Origin of the sequence: Ureibacillus terrenus (genome assembly GCF_006569205.1) — a bacterium.
Classification (GTDB): domain Bacteria; phylum Bacillota; class Bacilli; order Bacillales_A; family Planococcaceae; genus Ureibacillus; species Ureibacillus terrenus.
In genome coordinates, this window is the sequence record NZ_VIGD01000001.1 from 362,626 (window position 1) to 384,357 (window position 21,732).

General features: G+C 43.5%; 18 protein-coding genes. All 18 read right to left on the minus strand.

Annotated features, from left to right (window positions below; genetic code table 11):
• Window positions 1-80: 80 nt before the first annotated feature.
• Window positions 81-947, minus strand: coding sequence for a 2-oxoacid:ferredoxin oxidoreductase subunit beta (locus FKZ59_RS01875; protein WP_141601034.1), 867 nt, complete (start codon window positions 945-947; stop codon window positions 81-83).
• The gene (locus tag FKZ59_RS01880; protein ID WP_141601035.1) at window positions 947-2,686 is read right to left on the minus strand and encodes a 2-oxoacid:acceptor oxidoreductase subunit alpha; all 1,740 of its coding nucleotides are present in this window, start codon (window positions 2,684-2,686) and stop codon (window positions 947-949) included. Before FKZ59_RS01880 ends, FKZ59_RS01875 begins: the two co-directional genes overlap by 1 nt.
• Window positions 2,687-2,791: 105 nt before the next feature.
• Window positions 2,792-4,726, minus strand: a complete 1,935-nt coding sequence (locus FKZ59_RS01885; protein WP_141601036.1) for a dipeptide ABC transporter ATP-binding protein — start codon at window positions 4,724-4,726, stop codon at window positions 2,792-2,794.
• Window positions 4,727-4,744: 18 nt separating this feature from the next.
• Window positions 4,745-5,569, minus strand: a complete 825-nt coding sequence (locus FKZ59_RS01890) for an ABC transporter permease (protein ID WP_141601037.1) — start codon at window positions 5,567-5,569, stop codon at window positions 4,745-4,747.
• On the minus strand, window positions 5,562-6,500 hold the full coding sequence (locus FKZ59_RS01895; protein WP_141601038.1) for an ABC transporter permease: 939 nt from the start codon (window positions 6,498-6,500) through the stop codon (window positions 5,562-5,564). The genes FKZ59_RS01890 and FKZ59_RS01895 overlap by 8 nt, the downstream gene beginning before the upstream one ends.
• Before the next feature lie 17 nt (window positions 6,501-6,517).
• Entirely contained in the window at window positions 6,518-7,282 is a 765-nt protein-coding gene (locus FKZ59_RS01900; protein ID WP_220125026.1) for a nucleotide-binding protein, read from the minus strand.
• A 20-nt stretch (window positions 7,283-7,302) separates the two neighbouring features.
• The gene (locus tag FKZ59_RS01905) at window positions 7,303-8,589 is read right to left on the minus strand and encodes a nitrogenase component 1 (RefSeq protein WP_141601039.1); all 1,287 of its coding nucleotides are present in this window, start codon (window positions 8,587-8,589) and stop codon (window positions 7,303-7,305) included.
• Window positions 8,582-9,853 carry a nitrogenase component 1 gene (locus tag FKZ59_RS01910; protein WP_141601040.1) on the minus strand — a complete coding sequence of 424 codons (1,272 nt, stop codon included), beginning with the start codon at window positions 9,851-9,853 and terminating at the stop codon, window positions 8,582-8,584. Before FKZ59_RS01910 ends, FKZ59_RS01905 begins: the two co-directional genes overlap by 8 nt.
• 10 nt (window positions 9,854-9,863) lie before the next feature.
• Window positions 9,864-11,462 carry an ABC transporter substrate-binding protein gene (locus FKZ59_RS01915; protein WP_181733132.1) on the minus strand — a complete coding sequence of 533 codons (1,599 nt, stop codon included), beginning with the start codon at window positions 11,460-11,462 and terminating at the stop codon, window positions 9,864-9,866.
• Between the two features lie 265 nt (window positions 11,463-11,727).
• Window positions 11,728-11,994, minus strand: a complete 267-nt coding sequence (locus FKZ59_RS01920) for a stage V sporulation protein S (RefSeq protein WP_141601072.1) — start codon at window positions 11,992-11,994, stop codon at window positions 11,728-11,730.
• 158 nt (window positions 11,995-12,152) lie between these two features.
• Complete coding sequence (locus FKZ59_RS01925) at window positions 12,153-12,950, minus strand: TIGR00282 family metallophosphoesterase (RefSeq protein ID WP_141601042.1); 798 nt, start codon at window positions 12,948-12,950, stop codon at window positions 12,153-12,155.
• 983 nt (window positions 12,951-13,933) lie between these two features.
• On the minus strand, window positions 13,934-14,695 hold the full coding sequence (locus FKZ59_RS01930) for a tyrosine-protein phosphatase (protein ID WP_141601043.1): 762 nt from the start codon (window positions 14,693-14,695) through the stop codon (window positions 13,934-13,936).
• A 143-nt stretch (window positions 14,696-14,838) separates the two neighbouring features.
• Window positions 14,839-15,540: a CpsD/CapB family tyrosine-protein kinase gene (locus tag FKZ59_RS01935; RefSeq protein ID WP_141601044.1), complete on the minus strand. Its 702-nt coding sequence runs from the start codon at window positions 15,538-15,540 to the stop codon at window positions 14,839-14,841.
• Entirely contained in the window at window positions 15,533-16,276 is a 744-nt protein-coding gene (locus FKZ59_RS01940; protein WP_141601045.1) for a YveK family protein, read from the minus strand. Before FKZ59_RS01940 ends, FKZ59_RS01935 begins: the two co-directional genes overlap by 8 nt.
• 109 nt (window positions 16,277-16,385) lie before the next feature.
• Window positions 16,386-17,132 (minus strand): hypothetical protein, encoded by a 747-nt coding sequence (locus tag FKZ59_RS01945; RefSeq protein WP_141601046.1) that lies wholly within the window; start codon window positions 17,130-17,132, stop codon window positions 16,386-16,388.
• Window positions 17,133-17,214: 82 nt separating this feature from the next.
• Window positions 17,215-18,336 (minus strand): S-layer homology domain-containing protein, encoded by a 1,122-nt coding sequence (locus FKZ59_RS01950; RefSeq protein ID WP_141601047.1) that lies wholly within the window; start codon window positions 18,334-18,336, stop codon window positions 17,215-17,217.
• Window positions 18,337-18,551: 215 nt separating this feature from the next.
• Window positions 18,552-20,105, minus strand: a complete 1,554-nt coding sequence (gene rny / locus FKZ59_RS01955) for a ribonuclease Y (protein ID WP_141601048.1) — start codon at window positions 20,103-20,105, stop codon at window positions 18,552-18,554.
• Between the two features lie 452 nt (window positions 20,106-20,557).
• Complete coding sequence (recA, locus tag FKZ59_RS01960) at window positions 20,558-21,619, minus strand: recombinase RecA (RefSeq protein ID WP_141601049.1); 1,062 nt, start codon at window positions 21,617-21,619, stop codon at window positions 20,558-20,560.
• Window positions 21,620-21,732 lie beyond the last annotated feature (113 nt).

Sequence of the window (21,732 nt, forward strand, 5' to 3'; positions counted from 1 at the left end):
TGCAGCACTTCCGTCGGATGGTACTTGCAATTGCCTTTGCTTTATTTTACCAAAATATAATCACCATTCATTTCCTTATATCACATAAATTCTTTCACCAGCTCGTTAAATTGTGTTTCGCTGATTGTCAAATCCGCTTCCACAAGCGGTTTTTCAGAGAAACCTTCAATCCGTTCTTCATATGGCACAGATTCAGGATCCTGATATACGATTCCAGTCACAAGCCCGTCTTTTTCCATCACTGTTTGCATCGCAAGATCCCTGTTTCGAGGATCATAGCCCTCAATATCGCTTAATTTTGTCAAGTGTTCTTTAAACCATTCATACGTATTGATTTTATTGTATGTGACGCAAGGGCTGAAGACGTTGATGAAAGCGAATCCTTTATGTTGGATTCCCGCTTCGATAATCGCAGTCAATTCTTTGATATCAGATGAGAATCCTTGGGCCACAAAAGTCGCCCCTGCGGATAATGCGAGTTCGACCGGCTTGATGGAAGTCTCTTTGGAGCCGTATGGTGTCGATTTTGTCACGAAGCCGTATGCTGAACGCGGCGAAGTTTGCCCTTTTGTCAAGCCGTAAATTTGGTTATCCATGACAATATAAGTGATATCAATATTCCGGCGGATGGCATGAACGGTATGGGCCATGCCTATTGCATAACCGTCGCCGTCGCCTCCGGTTGCAATGACGTTCAAATTGCGGTTGGCGATTTTTAATCCTTGGGCGATTGGCAATGCGCGTCCGTGTGTACCATGGAATCCATAGGCATTGATATATCCGCTGATGCGTCCTGAACAGCCGATGCCTGAAACGATTGCCAACTCATGCGGTTCGATGCCCACATTGGCAGCCGCCCTCTGAATGGCGGCCTGAACGGAGAAGTCTCCGCATCCTGGGCACCAGTTCGGTTTTACGTTGTTGCGAAAATCTTTGAATGTTGCCATCAGTCAAGCAACTCCTTTACACGAGTTTTTAGCTCACGGGGCAGGAATGGAGTGCCGTCATATTTTGTGATGCTGTATATTTTATCGTGAGCTCCGATATTCATTTTTAAAATATTAGCCAATTGCCCTGTCGCGTTGTTTTCCACAACGATGATTTTTTTCGCACGGTCGACAAAAGGTCTTAATTCATTTGCAGGGAATGGATGGATCAAGCGCACATGCACATGGTTTGTTTTGATTCCCTCTCCATCCAATTGCGGCCGTATTTCTTCAATGGCACCCCTTGTGGAATTAAAGCCGACGATTAATACATCCGCTTCTTCATGCGGAGCATCCACATAAACCGGATCTTTGAATTTCACATAATTCAATTTGCGCAAACGCTTGTCCATTTGGGCTTTGCGGTTTAATGGCGCTTCCGCAGGTTTTCCTGTCTCATCGTGTTCATTTCCCGTCACTTTATGAATGCCGTGGAGTTGCCCCGGCAAAACGCGAGGAGAAATGCCGTCTTCCGTCACTTCGAACCGTTTGAAATCTTCTTTCGGATCTTTTTCAGGCAATTCCCCGAGATTCAATTTTCCCCGGCGGATTTCAATTTTTGAATAATCGAAAGGCTCTGCAGTCTGCTTGCCTAGAGCCAATTGCAAGTCCGTCATGACAATGACAGGCAATTGCAATTCTTCCGCTATGTTGAATGCCTGGATTGTATCGTAAAAGGCTTCTTCAATTGTGGAAGGCGCAATCACCACTTTTGGAATTTCCCCATGTGTGCCGTAAAGCATTGCCATCAAATCGGATTGTTCCTGTTTTGTTGGAAGCCCCGTTGATGGACCGCCCCGCTGTGTATCCACGATGACAAGCGGCTGTTCCGTCATGCCGGATAGACCGATGGATTCCATCATCAAGGATAAGCCCGGCCCCGCTGAAGCTGTGAAGGCTCGGACACCGCCATAGTTGGCGCCGATTGCCATTGTGCAGGCGGAAATTTCGTCTTCCGTTTGGATGACCGTACCACCAAACTTCGGAAGCTTTTTAATCAAATATTCCATAATTTCAGAAGCTGGCGTAATTGGATAGGCTGCCATAAATCGCGCTCCGGCGGCAATCGCACCCAACGCGACCGCATCATTGCCAATCATGAAGAGGCGGCGTTTGCCGTCCGCGGGCTCCAATTCCCATTTTCCAACTTTATCGCCAATGAGTTCACAAGTGGCTTCATAGCCCCGCCGAATCGCTTCCATATTCTTTTTGACCACTTCTTCCCCTTTGCGGCCAAAAATTTCATCCACGACTTCCTGGAAATTTTCAATCGGCAAGTTCAATAAAGCAGCGGTTGAACCAATCGCTACCATGTTTTTCATTAATGAAGTGCCGAGCTCGGAAGCGATTTCCGTAAATGGAACAGCAAATAGGGGAGCTTTGGAATCTTCCGGATTGACCGGTTCAAATTTGCTGTCGGCCAAAATGATGCTATCTTCCGTCAATTCCTTGTAATTGACTTCAATCGTTTCCTGGTCGAACGCCACCAAAATATCCAAATCATCCGCTATGGCGCGGACAGGCGTTGGACGCACAGTGATTTTATTGTTTGTATGTCCTCCTTTAATGCGCGAGGAGAAATGCCGATAGCCATAGAGGTAGTAACCCAAACGGTTCATGGCCATCGCAAAAATTTCGCCTGTGCTTTCAATACCTTCCCCTTGTTGCCCGCCGACTTTCCATGAAAGCTGATGTAACATTTTAACATCTCCTTAAAAAACATTTCATTACATACCTTTTTCTTATTTAAATATAACATGAATCGAAATGCATGAAATACGAAAAATCGTCATTTATTTTCAATTTCAGACCTTTGACGGAAGCGTTCGTTCACGATTTTGTAACGACTTCCCGGACATTTCAGAATGGCTGGAATGGCAAAGGAGATGTACCGTTTTATTTTTTTCCTCGGAAGGCAGGAATGCGCGGATTAATTTTTCGGAATAAGGATGTGTTGGATGGGCAAATAATTCTTCGCATTTTGCCCGTTCCACCAGTTTTCCATGATGCATGACAAGCACCTGGTCGGCAAAATAGCGGACGAGCGGCAAATCATGGGAAATAAAAAGCATGCTTATTTGCAATTTTTCTTGCAATTCTTTTAATAAATTGATGATTTGCGCTTGTATCGACACATCCAATGATGAAACCGGCTCATCCAAGATCATGATTTTCGGATTGACGGAAAGGGCGCGGGCAATCGCCGCCCTCTGTTGTTGACCGCCGCTCAGCTCGTTGGGATATGCGTTCCTTTTTTCCATTGGCAGGCCGACCAATTCAAACAATCTTTCCAAACGCCCATTCCGTTCCTTAGGATTCCATTTTGCCGCACGCAACGGCTCCAGGATGGATTCGCCGACGGTCATCCGGGGATTAAAACTGGCGCTTGCATTTTGAAAAACGAACCCTACTTGTTGATAGAATGCGCGTTTGTCTTTCATCGTTTTTAACTTTTTCCCCAAATAATAAACTTCTCCTCCTGTTGCTTGATGAAGACCGACAATGGTTTTCCACAAAGTGGATTTACCGCTGCCGCTTTCCCCCACGATGGCGGTAATTTGTCCGCTGTTTACGGTAAAGCTGATTCCATCCACCGCTTTTATCACTTTTCTTGAAAGGAAATTGCCCGCTTTAAAGTGCTTTTTCAAATCATGAATTTCTAATATGGGCGCCCCATTCTCTCCCGAAAAAATATTTGTGATTTTGCTGCTTCTTTCCGGCTTCAATTTTATTGCAGAAAGCAGTTTCTTCCTTTCTTCCTTCGGACGGATACAAGAGACATACCGGCCATATGGACCGGGTTCCTTCAAACCATTCAATGCATCATCCTTTTTGCATTTTTCCTCAGCAATGGGACATCTCGGATGAAAGGCGCAGCCAGGAGGAAGATGGCCGGGTTTCGGAGGCTGGCCTTTCAAAGCGAACAAGGGGATGTTTTTATCCAAATCCATGGTCGGAACCGCTTTCAATAATGATTTTGTATATGGATGCTGCGGTTCTTTCAGCACAAGGTCCGCCTTCCCGTATTCCACCGCCTTTCCGGCATACAGGACCAGTACTTTATCAGCCAGTGTGGCAGTTTCGGCCAAGTCATGGGTAATTAGCAAAATGGATAAATTCAGTTGTTTTTGAAGGTCGGCCAGCAATGATAAAATCTGTTTTTTGATGATGCCGTCCAGCGCCGTTGTCGGTTCATCCGCAATAAGCAAATCCGGTTTGCCCGCCAGAGCGATGGCAATCGTGATCCTTTGCAGAATGCCTCCGCTCAGTTCGTGGGGATATTGATTCAGTCTAAGCTCCGGTTCTGTCACGCCGACAAGGCCCAATAGAGACAAGCACTCCTGACGAATCCTTTTTTTGTTAACTTTCTCTTTTCTTCTCAGTAAAAACACTTCTTCCATTTGCCGTCCAATCGTCAAAACCGGATTTAATGCGCTCATCGGATCTTGCATGATCATCGCAATTTTCTTCCCTCGGATCTCTACCCACTCTTTTTCTGTTTGTCCGGCCAATTGTTTTCCATCAAAATAAATTTTTCCCTTGTCGATTTTTCCGTTATCCGGCAACAGCCCGATGATGGACAAAGCGGTCGCCGTTTTCCCGGAACCCGATTCCCCCACAATCGCCAATGTTTCCCCCCTGTCAATCGAAAAACTGAGATCCCTTACCACCTGAACCCGTTTATTTTCCATTTGATATGAAACGGAGAGGTTTTCAACTTCTAATAGCGGGTGTTTCATCCCAATCCCTCCTGAATTTCATCTATGAAAATTCGGATCAAACCGATCCCTCAATTTTTCTCCGAGAATGGTGAAAGCCGTGACGGCAATCATGATGGCCATGCTCGGGAAGAACAACAAATAACCGTAGTCCCGCATATATGGCCTAGCTTCGCTGATCATCATCCCCCATTCTGCATGGGGAGCTTCAATTCCCAGTCCCAAAAGCGAAAAACCTGAAAGAGCCGTCATATACCAGCTGGTATTTAATGCAATCACGACGAGAAGCTGAGGCAACACATTCGGCAACAAGTGCTTATACATGATTTTTTGATTTCCGAGCCCATACAATTTTGCCGCCAAAACAAATTCCCTTTCCCGGACTGATAAAGTCACCCCTCTGACAATCCGGGCAAATCCGACCCAAGAAGTGAAAATCATGGCAATCGCCAAATTCATCAACCCCGGACCGATGATGCCGACAATGACCAATGCGAGGATCCTTCCGGGAAAGGCGGAAAGCAAATCGACGGCCCGCATGATCATACCGTCAATCCAGCCTCCAAAATAGCCGGCCGTTACACCGGCTGCCGTGCCGATGACAAAACAGCCTACAGTAATCAATATGGCAACAAGAAAGGTCGTCCGGGCGCCAAAAAGGATTCTTGAAAATACGTCTCTCCCCAGATGGTCTGTGCCAAACCAATGTTCTTTGCTTGGCGGTAATAGCCGTTCCGACAATTCGCCTGCGTTTGGATCATAAGGGGCAAGCCAGTGGGCAAATATGGCCGCCAAAAATAAACAAGCAATCGTCGCGACGCTCAATAGTAAGCCGACATTCATCTTTTTCTTCACATCAGCCATGGATATTGCTCCTTTTTGCATAAACTCTCGGATCGATCAACATATAAAGCAAATCGACAATCAAATAGATGCCGATGATAAAGACGGTGGCGAACAAGACATAACCTTGGAGGACCGGGATGTCCCTGCTGTTGATTGCCTGCAATGCCAGTCTACCAAGCCCAGGCCAGTTAAAAATATTTTCAATGATGACCGAACCCCCCAGCAGAAACCCGACGGTGCTTCCAAAAGAAGTAACAATGGGAATTAATGCGTTCCTTAAGGCATGTTTTTTCAGCGCTTGCCATTTTGTCAGCCCTTTTGCCCTTGCCATTGCGACGTAATTTGAATTCATGGCGTCGAGAATGCTTGAACGCAGCAAACGGGCTTTGCCGGCTCCGATGCCAAATCCCAATACCAGTGATGGCAATATGAGATGCTCCAATGAACCGTATCCGACCAAAGGGAAAATATCCCATTTATACGCGAAGAAAAAGAGTAAGATAAAGGCCAATAAAAACTCCGGAATACAGTTCATGATCAGCGAAAATCCCAGAATGGCTTTATCGACGGCCGTATCGCGAAAATATGCTGCGGCTGTGCCAAAGAACATTGTAATCAAAACACTGATGACCAAAGAAGCGCTCGTCAGCCAGAGGGTTGGAACAATCCGCTCCGCCAATTCTTTGGCAACAGGCTCCCCGGATACCCAAGATGTCCCTAAATCCAATTGAAGCGCCTGAATGAGCCATTGGCCATATCTGGCAAACAGCCCCCGGTCGAGCCCCAATTGTTCATTCATTGCGGCAACGGTTTCTTCCGTCGGCTGTCCGCCTTGTTTTAAAATAATGCCTTCTGCTATATCCCCCGGAACGATGCTTGTCAGCAAAAAGGTGAGAAAGGAAATGACCAATAGCAAGACAGGAAGAATCAAAATTCGTTTTATGATCATTGGATTCACCACTCCAATTATTGTTCCATCACTTTTCTTGCCAGTTCCCGGTATTCATTGGCCAATTTGCTGTTTGGCGCCCCTTCGATCACCGTCTTTTTTTCTTTTTCGCATTGCTGGACAACCGGATCCCTTGGAAACTTATGGAACAAATTTGTTCCGATTTCTTCCAAAGCTTCGTGTACCCGCTGCACTTCGTTTTCTCCTCCTTTGGAATTAAAAATAAGCCCCTTTAATGTCGCATAGCCCCGGCTCCGAAAATTTTGCACGGCACGGGAAATATTGTAGGCGGCATATAAAGACATCCTTTCTCCGGAGCTGATGATGTAGACATCCTCCGCATAGCCGTCGCGCAACGGAACCGCAAAACCGCCGCACACCACATCTCCCAATACGTCATAAATCACGACATCCGGCTGATAAGTTTCAATGGCGTTTAATTTTTTCATCTGTTGAAATGCCGCAATAATCCCTTGTCCCGCACAGCCGACCCCCGGCGTCGGGCCGCCCACTTCCACACACAGGACCCCGTTAAAGCCTTCCTTTACAAAATCGGATAATTGAATGGCATTCTTTTTTTCTTTCAGTACATTCAATACGGTCGGCACCTTTTCCCGGGCAAGATACATGGTGGAATCCGCTTTTGGATCGCAGCCTATTTGCATCACTTTTAATCCTCGTTCGCTCAATGCTGCGGAAAGGTTGGCGGAGATCGTCGATTTTCCGATTCCGCCTTTTCCGTATATTGCGATGCGTTTAATAGGTTTTGTGTTTGTAATCATACCGAACCCTCTCTTATCTATTATTTTTTCGACACTATTGCATAACGGCTGATTTCATTCAGCAACTGCTGCGTCATGCATTTAAAACCTTCCCAGCCTACCAAAGGGGTCCCTTCAAAGAAGGAAAAGACATCAAAAGCCGGTTCGACAATTCTCAAATGTACCGGGATTTCTTTTGCCAGAAGCCGATCTTCTGCGCTCCCCATTAAAATGAACGGCTGACATTCCCGCAATATTTTCTTCCATTCAAGTTCCGAAGGCGTTACATACATCGGGACAGACAAAGATTCGAGTTCTTCCGCCTCTTCTTTCTCTGGAACTGTTGTCAGGCGGACAGCTGCAACCCGCAGTTCCCAATCTTCCGTCACCATTTGAATCATTTTCTTTGCCATAACCGGCGGACATGCCAGAGCAACCGTCCATTCTTTTTGATAAAAAGTGCCATCTGCAATCCGTTCAAAATAATGGTGAACCGGAAAGGCCATTTCTTCTTTGATCCATTTCATCGGCAACGGGTTATTCGTCATTTTGGCAATTTCCTGAAGCCATTCAAATGTTCCTTTCTTGCCATAAGGCAATCCATAGATATAGGGGATTTGAAAATGTCTTTCCAAATATTTTGCCGCCTGAAGCCCGGCCGCCGTTGCCACGATGTTCAAGTTTGCCTGGGGCAGTTTCTTGATTTCTTCCGTAGTGGTGTCATATGGTATGACCGTTTTTACTTCCATCCCCAAAAATGAAAGCAGCCGGCACAACTCTTTTTTATCCGATTTCCAATTATACGTCTGAATTGTGGGCCCAATGATGTTGACAGAAAATGACGGTTCTTTTGTCAACCCTTTGTCTTTTTGATCGGCGCATAAATGCTCCACCAATTTTACAAGCGCCAATTCAATCCCCTTTTCGGCCTGTTCCTGCCAAACCGAATCTCCAAAGGTAATAATCGGAATGCCGGTTTTTTCCCCCGCTTCTTTGGCAACGGCCTCTATGTCTACCCCTATGAGAGAAGAGACGGGATTTGCGATGATGGCAATCATGGAAAAGTCGCCTTTTTGTGCCATTTCTTCAATGGCTGCCTTCAACTTATCCTCGCCTCCGCTTAATGCAATATCTTCCGCTTCCATTCCCGTCGAGCAAAACCGGTCATGGATGAGCCGTTTCGTCCGGTCTGAAGCGGTCGCAAATTCAAAAAAGTTGCATCCTCCCGTCCCATGATTGATGACCGCGACATCCTTGACGCCGGATAACGCCCATAAAACCCCCAGGTATTCATTGGCCGGCAAAAATACAGAAGAAATTTTACTCATTTGGAACCACGCTCTTTCTGCATTCAATCAAATTCGACACATTTGCCACCTCTTGTTGGACAGCGGAAAAACCTGGACCGGAACGGTGGATGACCGGATGGCACTGGATGACATTTTCCTTTCTTAGCTTTTCCGCCTGGGCATGGCCAAAAAATAATTGCGGTTTAAATTGTCCGATAATCGAATACATATCCATGCCTTTTTTCAATAAAATCGTCGGAATCTTAATGCCAAGCCGTTTCATCTTTTGCACATCCGCATCTTCTTCTATGGGCATCCGGGTCAATAAAAACTTCGGTATCATGCCAAGGGAGGCATAAAAAATGGCTGCATCGACATTGCTTCCTTCCACCGAACCGATGCCAAAGGTAATCCCTTCGAGCTTTGGCCTCATGCTTTCGAGAAATTCGTGATGTTGAATTGACAACTGTTCTATTTCCTTTGGCAAATCCAAATGGAAAAAATCGAATATCGTCTCATATCCTTTAATGATTTTCTCGGTGCCATAAGAAAAATCGAAAAAAATGTATGGAATTCCAAATGCCGATTCCATCTTTTTCGCCAAAGGAAGGGCGATTTTTCCGGCAACAATATTCAATGCGGCCCGTGGAGCGTTTTCGATGTCCACAATATATCGGGTTCCCGGCAAAAGGGCATTTACCGAAATTCCTCCCCGTTCCAAAACCCGGACCATTTCCACTTCCTCCATATTTGCGGATCTGAGTCCAAGAATATTCGCGCTGTAAAGCAGCGTTTTTCCGGGCTTCATCAGGCTGACGAGGGAATCCAGAAAATCGGTGCTTCCCTTTTGCTGATGCAGGCATTCATAGCCGTTCGTTTTCACGACGACCACCTTGGCATTGATTTTACGTTTGGCCGCTGTCAATGCGGATTCGTCAAAACCGATGATTTCCGGCGTACATGTAGTAATTAAAAAAATCAATTCCGGATGATAACATTCATCCAATTCTTCCAGCGCTTCCTCGATCACCGGCTCCACCCCGAAAATCAGGTCTTCCCGGCTTAAATTCAGGCAGAAAAGATTATCCACTCCTCCTTTTGGGGAACTTAACCGACGGTATACCATCCATTTGGCATGATAAGTGCAAGATGGCGGCGCAATGACCAGCGCGATGCTGTTCGGAAATAACGGGGCCATAAAAGACGCTTCAAATAAACCGCAATGCGCCCCCGGAAATTCTGCTGCATGCCGATCATTTTCCGGATGTTGTCCAAAAAAAGCGTTTTGTCGATTGTCCTTCATTGAATACACCTCATCGAGATAATTTATAAACGTAGCGCAGCGGGTCCATTGTGCCTGCAAACTCCCATCCCTCTATGTCCTTTTTCATGATGGTCACTTTTGTCGGATGCACAAGAAATGCTCCAGGAACAATTTCCATCAATTCCCGTTGAATGCCGTTATAAATGGCCTGTCTTTCTTGTTGATTGATATTTGTCACAACCTCGGATACCAAGGAATCCAGCTTTTCATTGCCTTTTACGACCGTACCGAGACCTCTCGTCGTGAAATAATATTGGAAGTAATAATAAGGATCCGCAGTGCTTTTTCCCAAACTTCCCAATCCAGCTAAATCAAATTCTCCCTTCTTGATCAAATCGCGGATCAGATTGTTGTCTCTCATTTCTAAATTCACTTTAATTCCAATTTCTTTCAGCTGATTTTGAATGATTTCTCCCATCGGTTTCCATGTTCGGTCCGATTGGATAAGGAAATTGACTTCCAGCACTTGGCCATCTTTCATTAAATAGCCTTCCGGACTTTTTTCCTTCCATCCTGCTTCCGCCAATAGTAGTTTCGCTTTTTCAGGGTCATGCTCATATCCTTTGATGCTCGTATCAACCCAAGGAATCGAGTCGTCAAAACCGATCGGTCCTGCGGCAGGTGTCGCAAATCCTTCATAAACATACTCGGCGATTTCTTCCCGATCGAGCGCATAGTTGATGGCTTGTCTGACTTTTTTGTCGTTCAAAGGCGCTTTGTACATATTGAAAGCGACCCATTCCAGCGAGCTGCTGTCCGGATTTTCAATCACTTTAAAATCCTTGTTTTCTTGCAATCTTTTAATTTCTGAATATGGGATGCCATAGCCATCGGCGCCAATCAAATCCACTTCCCCCGATTCCAGCGCCAAAATGGTTGTTTGCGGGTCCGGTATATAAACAACGGTCAAATTATCGATTTTTGGCTTTCCTCTCCAATAATCATCATTGGCCACAAATTCAACCTGTTCCTTAGAATGGCTTTTGATTTTATAAGGGCCTGTTCCGATCGGTTCAACGAAATTGCCCTTTTCATCAAAAGAGGTTGGGCTTGGAATCGTGCATTGAAATGATCCCACCACATTTAAAAACGGAGCGAAAGGGCGTTTCAAAGTAAACTCCACCGTATAATCATCCGGTATTGTAATATGGGCGATCCCCAGGCGTTGCGCCAACTGACGGTCTGCCATATAGTGTTCGAACGCCGCTTTGACCGCTTTGCTCGTGAAGTCTGTACCGTCATGGAACTTGATGTTTTTCCGCAAATGGAATGTCCACTTCGTTCCCGTTTCATCCACATCCCATGATTCTGCCAAAGCCCCTTCAAAAACGCCTGTTTCAGTTTCCAGAACTAACGGTTCGAAAAGCACTGTCCTGAGAACGGTATTTTCCCTTCCATCTTCATAAGGGTTCACTCCCAAATAATCCAGTCCGTGTCCCAATGCGATTGCTACACTTTTGGGACCGTCTCCCCTTTCCGCCGATGAATCGGTGTTTGCATTCTTGTCTCCGCATGCTGATAAAAGTAAAAGACTGAAGATTGCGAAAAATAGTAGCGCTATTCTTCCAGACGCCATTCGTTGCAACATATAACACTCCTTTTCATCTATCGATTTGACGGAATTTATGTTATCAATCATCGTTGAAAAAAGTTTGAAATCCATTTGACAACGATTTGTCACTATTTAGGGATTTGTGTGAAATCTGGAATTTCTGTTGAAATTGTTGCTGGTTTTCCATATAAAACAAAAAATAACGGAGAAAAACAACATTGTTTTTCTCCGTTCACCCATTTTATGAAGGGGGGTTCCACTTTGGTTTTCAGACAGCCCCTTCTTCGCCACTTTGAATGATTTATCGCTGGCGTTTCTCAACTACCAGTTTTAGTGCAGTACGATCTTCACCGCCAATTTTTATGTCTGCAAATGCCGGCGAACAAACCAAGTCTGTTCCGCTCGGTGCCACAAATCCCCGGGCGATGGCTACCGCCTTTACCGCCTGGTTCAGAGCACCGGCACCGACAGCCTGCATTTCCGCATATCCTTGCTCACGAATTACCGCAACAAGCGCGCCTGCTACAGAATTTGGATTTGAGCGAGATGATACTTTCAATGAATCCACAGCTATTCCTCCCCATACTTGCTTTTTTAATGATTTTGAATGAATCTTTCTTTTTGGCATTCATTCAAAGGACTTGAACTTGTGTCCGTAGCACATTTTATGCAGCGAAGCAGAAAAATAGAATCATTTTGGAAGGGAATCATGCAAAAACTTGGGAGCTATCCCTGGAAAGGATAATCATCATTAATGTAAATTCTTTCACAGTAATTGGCTTTTCCGGTTTCATTATCAATGTCCACGAAAAAGCCGCTGAATACATCTCTTCCCGATTTCGGCACTTCGAATCGGGCAGGCATGTTGGTTTGTAATTTGTAAAGAACTCCTTCTTTTTTCATTCCTAAAATTTCATCATATGGTCCAGTCATCCCTACATCAGTTATATATGCAGTGCCGCCCGGAAATATTCTTGCATCCGCAGTCTGAACATGGGTATGGGTTCCGACTACCGCGGAAACCCGTCCATCCACATACCATCCAAAAGCTATTTTCTCGCTCGTCGCTTCTCCATGGAAGTCAATAAAAACCAATGGAGAAATCTTTCTCGCTTCTTCGATTAATTCATCCGCCATCCGGAACGGATCATCATGGGGAGGTAAAAATACGCGGCCATGCAAATTGATGACGGTCAAAACATGTCCGTTTTTTTCGATTTGAACAGCCCCTTTTCCTGGAGCCTCTTTCGAAAAGTTTGCGGGGCGGATCAAATATTCCGCCTCGTCAATGAATTCAAAAATTTCTTTGTTGTCCCAAGTATGATTCCCCATTGTAATGACATCAATTCCCATTTGCAATAATTGCTGGTAAATCTTTTGCGTAATGCCCCTGCCCGCCGCTGCGTTTTCTCCATTTGCAATCACTACATCAGGCTCATATTTTTTCTTTACTTTCGGCAGATATTTTTCTACCGCCTCCCGCCCGATCGAGCCGACAATATCACCAATAAATAGTACCTTCAATCTGACTACCACGCTTTCTATAAAATCGATTCAATTTTACCATTTTCACTCATTCAAAGCTAATGTAATGTTATTTTGGCCGATTTTAAGGAATTTTCTTAATACTGAATGCAATATGATTTATAGCCGAACTGCACTTTATATATTAAATAAAAAAGACAAGGGCGCGTAAATCCCTTGTCCGATATATTGCCTTTTAATAACCCCCAAAATTTATTAGAAATTTTTGTAATAGCAAATAAAAGAAAAAATACACCTGATAAGCGAAGTACGGAAAAAATCAGGCGGGCCGTTTTCAATCGTTTATGCCAAACAACTCAACTTTGGTGATTTTTCAACCGCTCCCATGCAGAAGATTTCAATTTGCCGCAACGGACACATTCATCCGAAAAATAACTGTATTTATGATGACGTACAATTTTGCAATATATTCGCATCAGCAATTTCATATATCAAACACTCCTATTCTGCAAATAAAACCTTGTACCTATTACCGCGCGCCGATCTTGTAAAATACAAATGTTTTTTTACCCTTTTCCTACAAATTTATTTTTTGTTTATATAATTTTGTTCCTTTCTAATCAAAATATATCAGCATAAAAAAATATTTGATAGAATAATAATTCTTCTTTATTACTTCCATTAATATACCAGAAAAACTTTCGGATGAACACAAACTTTTTTCTCATTATCGGACACAAAATTAACATTATAACAATAGTGTATATATTAAAAACCTATTAATTTTATGTTAATTTTTTTATCTTATATATAATTTTATGATGTTTTGTGTTACATGGATTTTATCAAGATCCGGGTTTTGACGGACAAAAAAATCATCCCTCTTGAGCAAAGGGGGATTTGTTTCTCAAAAATCTGTGTTAATCAAGCGCCTTTTCTCCTTGTCAACATTTTTCTAACAAGGTATCATAACATATCCAAAAATAATATTTATATAATATTACTATAGATTATAAAAATTATTAGAACAGCTTCCACCATTTGCGCTTTGGCAGTTCCGGTTCATACAGAATCAATGGCCTATTTGCGATAATTCGCGCATTATTTTCGAGAAGCAGATCGGCCGAATCCAGTTCCTTCTTTTTTTCCAAAAAGGACAGCCCTTCCTTAAATAAAAACGGTCTTGCGGTTAAATGGTGGGCGTCCGATCCGTATGTATGCACCAGATTTGCCCTCACCAAATCCAAAGCAAGCTGTTGCACTTTTTTTCCAAAAAATCCGGCCAAACTGCCAGCCGTCACCTGGGCCAGTGCGCCCTCCCGAATCAGGCGCTCAAGGCGCTCCGGTTTCTCCGCAATGGCCTTATTCCGTTCCGGATGCGCGATAATCGGGATAATATCGTGAAGCAATAGCTCCCGTATGATGTTTTTTGTATACAATGGAATCGAATTGGAGGGCAATTCCATCAATAAATAGTTGGAATTGGCCAAACAATGAACCTCACCGGTTAAACAACGTTCCACGATATTTTCCGAAATGCGGACTTCATGGCCAACATGAATCGAAACCGGTATTTGCCGATTGTCCAATTCCTTTTTCAATTCATGAATTTGTTCTATTACTACATTGGAAGGGACATCAAACTGCGGATGGCTTGCGTGGGAGGTTGAAATAACCTCCGTAATTCCTTCATTAGCTGCGGCTTCCAACATGGCAATGGACTCTTCCACGTGTTTTGGACCGTCATCTACCCCATACAAAATATGGCTATGGATATCGATCATGTTTTCACCTGCTTCTTTCTATTTTCTCATTTTTTTATTTTATAACCCGGCGTTCGGCATCGGCTTCGCCAAATCACACTTTCTGATATTCCGATAATTTCACTTTACAAAACCATAAAAAAAGAGTAAAGGCTTTTGCGCCATTACTCTGAAGTTCCGTAATAGTAGTAATAATAACCCTTTTCCATCTTCGCGTTATTCATGACGACCCCGATGATATTCGCTTTCGACATATCCAACAATTCTTTTGCCTTCACAATGCTTTCTTTTTGTGTTTCGCCTGAACTTACAACAAGGATGGTGGCATCGCACCGGTTGGAAAGGATTTGGGCATCCGTCACAGATAACACTGGAGGCGCGTCAAAGAAAACAAAATCAAATTCATCTTTTAATGAATTTATCATTGCCTCCATTTGTTTTGACGCGAGCAATTCTGCCGGATTCGGAGGAATCGGTCCGCTCGTGATGACAAAGAGTCCTGGATATTCGGTTTCTTGAACGGCATCACCGAGTTCGCATTGCCGCGTCAGCAGGCTGGATAAACCGATGGCATTTTTCAAACCGAAAGTATAATGCGCTGTCGGTTTGCGCATATCGCCATCAACCAATAGCACTTTTTTTCCCTCTTGGGAAAAAACCGCTGCGATGTTCGCAGAAATGGTCGATTTTCCTTCTCCTGCACCGGCCGATGTAATGACAATGGTTTTTAACTCTTTATCTGGCATGGAAAATTTGATATTCGTCCGAATCGTCCGGAACTGTTCGGAAATAAAAGATTTCGGATCACTTTCGACGATTAATTTCCTCGCCATCGTTTTATTTTTTTTCGTTTTCCTTCTAAACATTTACCTTTTCTCTCCCAACTGGTTGTGCAGATTTCGCAGTTACAGGTGCTTCATCGTTTGTATCCGGAATTCTGCTGACAAACCCTAAAATCGGCAATCCCAACAATTCTTCCACATCTTGTTCTGTTTTGATTGTCGTATCCAAATATTCGAGCAGGAAGGCTAGTCCAACGCCGACCATCAAACCGATCACCAATGCGATCGCCATGTTCAACATTTTGTTCGGCTTCACAGGTGTCGGGTTTTCAGGAAGTTCAGCAGGAGATAAAATATTCACATTATCGACATTCATCAAGTTTTTAATTTCTTCCTGGAAAACTTGGGCAACCGTGTTGGCGATATCGACCGCCAGATAGGCCTGTTCATCTTGCACGCTGATATTTACAACTTGGGAATTGTCCGCATTGGATACAGTAATTTGGTTCGATAGTGCAGTCGTCGTTGTATCCAAATCCAAAATTTCAATCACTTTATTTAAAATGACCGGACTTTTTATGATGACGTTGTATGTATTAATCAGCTGCAAATTTGTTTGAATGTCCTGCTGTTGAATTTGATTTTGTTCATTCGGTTTCTGATTGACCAGAATTTGCGTCGAAGCCTGATAAACCGGGGTCAACACATAAAAACTGATGATGGCAGCTGTTAATGTCGCAATAATGGCGATGCTCAGAATCAGCACGATCCGTTTCTTCAAAACTTTGAATATATCATATAAGCTGATTGTTTCTTCCACAGTGGTCACCCCTCCCATGTTATTATAATGGAATTTCCGTTTTGGTTGGATGCGTTTTTTGTTTGAATGTCCCAGCGAAATTTTCTAAAAAGCAGGAAATATTGCGAAATTAGAAATATTCTCTCGCCTTTTTCAACAGACCGCTGCGGCGCTCTTCTTTGGCTGCATTGTATTCATCCCGGAAACTTTGCGCATGGGCTTTATCGTACCCGTTGGCTTTCAATTCATTTTCCACGCGGGACATGATGACATTAAATGCGGCGTCGGTACTTGCTTCCAATCTTTTTGCCGCGCCTACATATTTATTATAAAAATAGCCATATTGGATTCTTTCGCCATTTTTTTTCTTCTCTGAATATTCGTTTGCGGCTCTGCCAACGAGTGCATCAAGGTTTCCGTTTGCCTGGGATTCCAATGCTTTAAACGCCGGCATATATTTTTCTTTAATTTCTTTGACCGTCAGCTTTTTCGTTGGATTCGCAACTTCATTTGACTGTCCGTTGCTGTTTACAGGAGGGGTTGGTTCAGTGCCGTCGCTGCTGTTTTCTTTATCGTTCCCTTCTTCTTCATTAGACGCATTCTTTTCAAGCGAATTCTTTTCTTCGACCACATTGCCGTCCTTGTCGATAATCAATTCTGTCCCATCCGGCATCGTAATTTCAAACGGATCTTCCACAATCTTATCGACTTCGGGATCGGCTACATCATACTTTTTAAATTTGAAAATATATAGGCCATATCCGCCCAGACCAGCGAGTATTAACACGAATGCAAGTATCAGGTATATCCATTTGCGCTTCATATGAAACTCCTTTTCCAATTGTACATCTTTTGCTGTATCAAAATTCTCTTCCAATCAAATTCCCCAGAACGCCCGTGTTCTGGGGAATTTCTTTGCTCTTATAGAATAATAGATTCCAAAGAGAGTGGCAACAGGTTTATTTTTCTAGAACGACATCATAGCTTGCGGAATTGCCATTATCAAAAGTAACAGTAACCTTGATTGTGATTGAATCTCCCTGTCCAGAAAGGAAATCTCCTAAAGTAGTATTGCCATTATTACCCAATTGTTTGATGAACTCTCCAAATTTTTCACTCAATTCAGTTAAAAGATCAGTATCCGCTGCATCAACTACATATGATTGGCCATTAGCTTCAAAAGTAATAGAATTTGTCAAATCGTAAAGATGCAACAAATCTTCCGCATCATTATAATCCATTATCAATTTGCCTAATTGTTTGCTCAAGTCATCCCCTAAGGAATTTAAAGACTTATTCAAATTTATAGAAGAAGCTTTGATAGTTAATTTGTTACCTACTAATCCTTCCGAATTACCGACAACAGATGCTACTTTTGCGAATGCCGGATCTTTAGTGAGATTTTCGATTTCTTCTTTAAGCTCTGCGGCATAATTTCTATTTTCATATGCGTTTTCCGCGCGTACAACAAAAGTTGCCAATTGGCCGCGAGTCACAGGAGCGCCTGGAGAGTACGTAGTTTTTGTTGTTCCTGTAGTCACACCATATTTGTAAAGCATTGTAATATATTTCTTAAATTCAGAGCTAGAAATGTCTTTAAAAGGATGATCATAAGCTTCCGAAGTTAATTTATACGCTCTGGCGATAATTTTGGACATCTGTCCCCGGGAAAGTGTAATTTCCGGGCCAAATGTACCATCCGGATAACCGTTGATAATTCCCGCATTGGCAAGAGCCGCGATTTCACTGTAATAAGGATGTGTTTTTGGCACATCTTTAAAGCCAGGATTAGTTACATTTTTTGTATCTAATATTCCCTTTGATTCCAAAGCTTGGGCAATGATTTTCGCTGCATGCGCGCGTTTAATTGGTTGATAAGGTTTGAAAGTTCCATCAGGATAACCTTTGATGATGCCGCGATCTGCAAGATCCATTACATTTTCATAGTGGACATCGGTTTTAGGCAAATCTTTGAAGTTTACTGTTGCTGCTGCCGCATTTGTTGGTGCAATAGCGACTACTGCGGCTGTAGTCAATGTAGTAGCAAGGGCGAGATTGTACAGCTTCTTGTTTTTACGCATCCACTTTTTCCTCCCATTTACATTTTTTTCAAATTAATAAAATATATATTATTATATCATATTTCTAGTGTAATGATAGTGGTTTTTCTAATATTACTTAAAAATATTTTTAGGTTTGATAGAAATCTTTCATAGCTTCAACATTGATGCAAAAAAATTGGCATCTAATTAAAAATTTTACCCTCTTTTGGAGTTGTCCAAAAGAGGGTTTTCCTTTATTTTGCGTATTCAACTGCACGGGTTTCGCGAATAACCGTCACTTTAATCTGTCCTGGATAATTGAGTTCTTCCTCGATTTGTTTTCGTATATCCCGCGCCAATCGATGCGCCTGCAAATCGTCAATTTTTTCCGGTTGGACGATAATCCGGATTTCACGTCCTGCCTGAATGGCGTAGGATTTTTCAACGCCTTCATAGGATTCGGAAATTTCCTCAAGTTTTTCCAATCGCCGGATATAGTTTTCGAGCGTTTCGCTTCGTGCGCCAGGGCGGGCGGCAGAAAGCGCATCCGCAGCTGCAACAATCACCGCAATGACGCTCTCCGGCTCCACATCGCCATGATGGGAAGCGATACTGTTGATTACAACAGGATGTTCATTGTATTTCGTTGCAAGTTCAACACCGATTTCCACGTGGCTTCCTTCCACTTCATGGTCAATGGCTTTTCCGATGTCATGGAGAAGTCCTGCCCGTTTGGCAAGGGCTACGTCCTCGCCCAATTCGGCGGCCATAAGCCCCGCTAAATGGGCAACCTCAATGGAATGCTTCAATACGTTTTGGCCGTAGCTTGTCCGATATTTCATGCGGCCCAAGATTTTGATCAAATCCGGATGCAAGTTATGCACACCGACTTCGAATGTTGTAAGCTCCCCCGTTTCGCGGATGTGTTCATCCATTTCACGGCGGGATTTTTCAACCATTTCTTCAATTCGCGCCGGATGGATCCGTCCATCCTGCACCAATTTTTCCAATGCAAGGCGGGCCGTTTCCCGGCGAATCGGGTCAAAGCCGGATAAAATAACCGCTTCTGGCGTATCGTCAATGATCAAATCGATACCAGTAAGCGTTTCCAAGGTACGGATATTTCGTCCTTCCCGGCCAATAATCCGGCCCTTCATTTCGTCATTCGGCAAGTTTACCACCGTCACGGTCGTTTCTGCTACATGGTCAGCGGCATATCTTTGCATCGCCAAGGATAAAATTTCCTTCGCCTTTTTCTCAGATTCTTCTTTCGCACGGGTTTCGGCTTCTTTGATCATCATCGCGATTTCCGTTGAAAGTTCTTGCTCAACCTGTTTTAGAATAATGTCCTTCGCTTCTTCTTTCGTCAAAGAAGCGATGCGTTCCAACTCTGCCTCCTGCTTTTTTACGAGCTCTTCCACTTTACTTTCCATTTCTTCAACATGCTGTTGTCTTTCGGCCAGAGCCTCTTCTTTTTTCTCGAGGCTTGCTTCCTTCTTATTCAGAGCATCATCCTTGCGTTCAAGATTTTCTTCTTTTTGCAATAATCGGTTCTCTTGTTTTTGAAGTTCAGCGCGTCGTTCACGGATTTCTTTCTCAGCCTCAGTCCGAAGTTTGTGAGTTTCATCTTTCGCTTCCAATAGTGCTTCCTTTTTAAGCGCTTCCGCTTCTCGCTTCGCTTCATCTATGATCAGCTCGGCTGAGTGTTTTGCACTATTTACTTTCGATTCATTCACTTTTTTCATATAGAAATAGATAACAGCGGCACCGACGATGAGCCCAAGCAAAGCGGAGATCACGTATTCCATGCGAACACCTCCTCTTGCTATAATCACATGCAATTTCAGTCGGCTCATATATTGATAACTATTCTCAACATATTGCCTATTTCATTGTATTATTAAAAAAATTATACAGTCTAATTGTATAGTTCGAATTTGGCTCTGTCAAGGATTGCCACTGCCGGCAGCAGTTCATTTAGTCTCATCCAAACCTTGCCCAGAATAATAAATTTCATTGATTTTTGCTGTTTTTCTAGGATAGATTTTTGAAAGCATAATGGGGTAGTCGATTTATAACATGAATGTTTCTTTTTATATCTTTTCCATTTTTTGATGAACTTTATACATCATGAAAACAGTCCAAGCCGGCATTCCGGTTATTCGGAAACTTTTTCTCTTTATAAGCGAAAAAAGCGAATCAGAAGCTGATCTGATTCGCTTTTTGTTTTTTTCTCTCCGATTTTTTTGAGTTTTGAGTTTTATTCTTCTTCAAATAAAGGCAATTCTTCCGCGATTTCATCGTCTTCATCGTGGGCCGCAATCATATAGGAATTGGATGCCATACCGAAGGATTCGCGAATTTTTTTGGCGATTTCATCGCGGATTTCCGGATTTGCCTTCAAGAATTGTTTGGCATTTTCCCGGCCCTGGCCAATCCGTTCATCATTGTAGGAATACCAGGAACCGCTCTTCTGGATAATGTCCAGGTCTACTCCGATATCCACGATTTCCCCTTCTTTGGAAATTCCTTCCCCGAACATGATATCCACTTCGGCTGTCCGGAACGGAGGCGCCACTTTGTTTTTTACGACTTTAATTTTTGTTTTATTTCCCACCATTTCGTTGCCTTGCTTGATTGTCTCCGCACGGCGGACTTCCAGACGGATGGAGGCGTAGAATTTTAATGCGCGTCCGCCAGGTGTCGTTTCCGGATTGCCAAACATGACGCCGATTTTATCGCGGACCTGGTTGATGAAAATGCAAATCGTATTGGATTTATTGATGACGCCGGATAATTTCCGGAGCGCCTGGGACATGAGGCGGGCTTGCAATCCCATGTGGGAATCGCCCATTTCCCCTTCGATTTCCGCTTTAGGAACCAGCGCGGCAACAGAGTCGATGACAATAATATCGATTGCACCGCTCCGTACCAATGCTTCAGCAATTTCCAACGCCTGTTCCCCTGTATCGGGCTGGGAAAGGATCAATTCATCAATATTGACCCCTAATTTTTGGGCATAAATCGGATCCAGAGCGTGCTCCGCATCGATAAATGCCGCTTGTCCGCCTTGCGCCTGCACTTCCGCAATGGCATGCAATGCCACTGTTGTTTTACCGGATGATTCCGGACCATAAATTTCGATGATACGTCCTCTAGGGTATCCTCCAACTCCGAGCGCGGCGTCAAGAGCCAACGAACCGCTTGGAACTGTTGAAATTTGCAGATTTGTTTTTTCCCCAAGTTTCATGACGGAGCCTTTGCCGAATTGCTTTTCGATTTGTTTTAATGCCATTTCCAAGGCAGCTTTACGGTCACTCAAAATAGTTCCTCCTTAAATCACGAATCTGAATTGTTCTGTTTCTACTATACTTCTTTTTTCGGAAATAATCAATAAAAAACCGAACGTATTTTCGCAAAAATAAAATTTGAGCC

Excerpts from the sequence above, each read along its gene's own strand:
- FKZ59_RS01875 (WP_141601034.1), bottom strand. The coding sequence starts at position 947 with ATGGCAACATTCAAAGATTTTCGCAACAACGTAAAACCGAACTGGTGC.
- FKZ59_RS01880 (WP_141601035.1), bottom strand. The coding sequence starts at position 2,686 with ATGTTACATCAGCTTTCATGGAAAGTCGGCGGGCAACAAGGGGAAGGT.
- FKZ59_RS01885 (WP_141601036.1), bottom strand. The coding sequence starts at position 4,726 with ATGAAACACCCGCTATTAGAAGTTGAAAACCTCTCCGTTTCATATCAA.
- FKZ59_RS01890 (WP_141601037.1), bottom strand. The coding sequence starts at position 5,569 with ATGGCTGATGTGAAGAAAAAGATGAATGTCGGCTTACTATTGAGCGTC.
- FKZ59_RS01895 (WP_141601038.1), bottom strand. The coding sequence starts at position 6,500 with ATGATCATAAAACGAATTTTGATTCTTCCTGTCTTGCTATTGGTCATT.
- FKZ59_RS01900 (WP_220125026.1), bottom strand. The coding sequence starts at position 7,282 with ATGATTACAAACACAAAACCTATTAAACGCATCGCAATATACGGAAAA.
- FKZ59_RS01905 (WP_141601039.1), bottom strand. The coding sequence starts at position 8,589 with ATGAGTAAAATTTCTTCTGTATTTTTGCCGGCCAATGAATACCTGGGG.
- FKZ59_RS01910 (WP_141601040.1), bottom strand. The coding sequence starts at position 9,853 with ATGAAGGACAATCGACAAAACGCTTTTTTTGGACAACATCCGGAAAAT.
- FKZ59_RS01915 (WP_181733132.1), bottom strand. The coding sequence starts at position 11,462 with ATGTTGCAACGAATGGCGTCTGGAAGAATAGCGCTACTATTTTTCGCA.
- FKZ59_RS01930 (WP_141601043.1), bottom strand. The coding sequence starts at position 14,695 with ATGATCGATATCCATAGCCATATTTTGTATGGGGTAGATGACGGTCCA.
- FKZ59_RS01935 (WP_141601044.1), bottom strand. The coding sequence starts at position 15,540 with ATGTTTAGAAGGAAAACGAAAAAAAATAAAACGATGGCGAGGAAATTA.
- FKZ59_RS01950 (WP_141601047.1), bottom strand. The coding sequence starts at position 18,336 with ATGCGTAAAAACAAGAAGCTGTACAATCTCGCCCTTGCTACTACATTG.
- rny (WP_141601048.1), bottom strand. The coding sequence starts at position 20,105 with ATGGAATACGTGATCTCCGCTTTGCTTGGGCTCATCGTCGGTGCCGCT.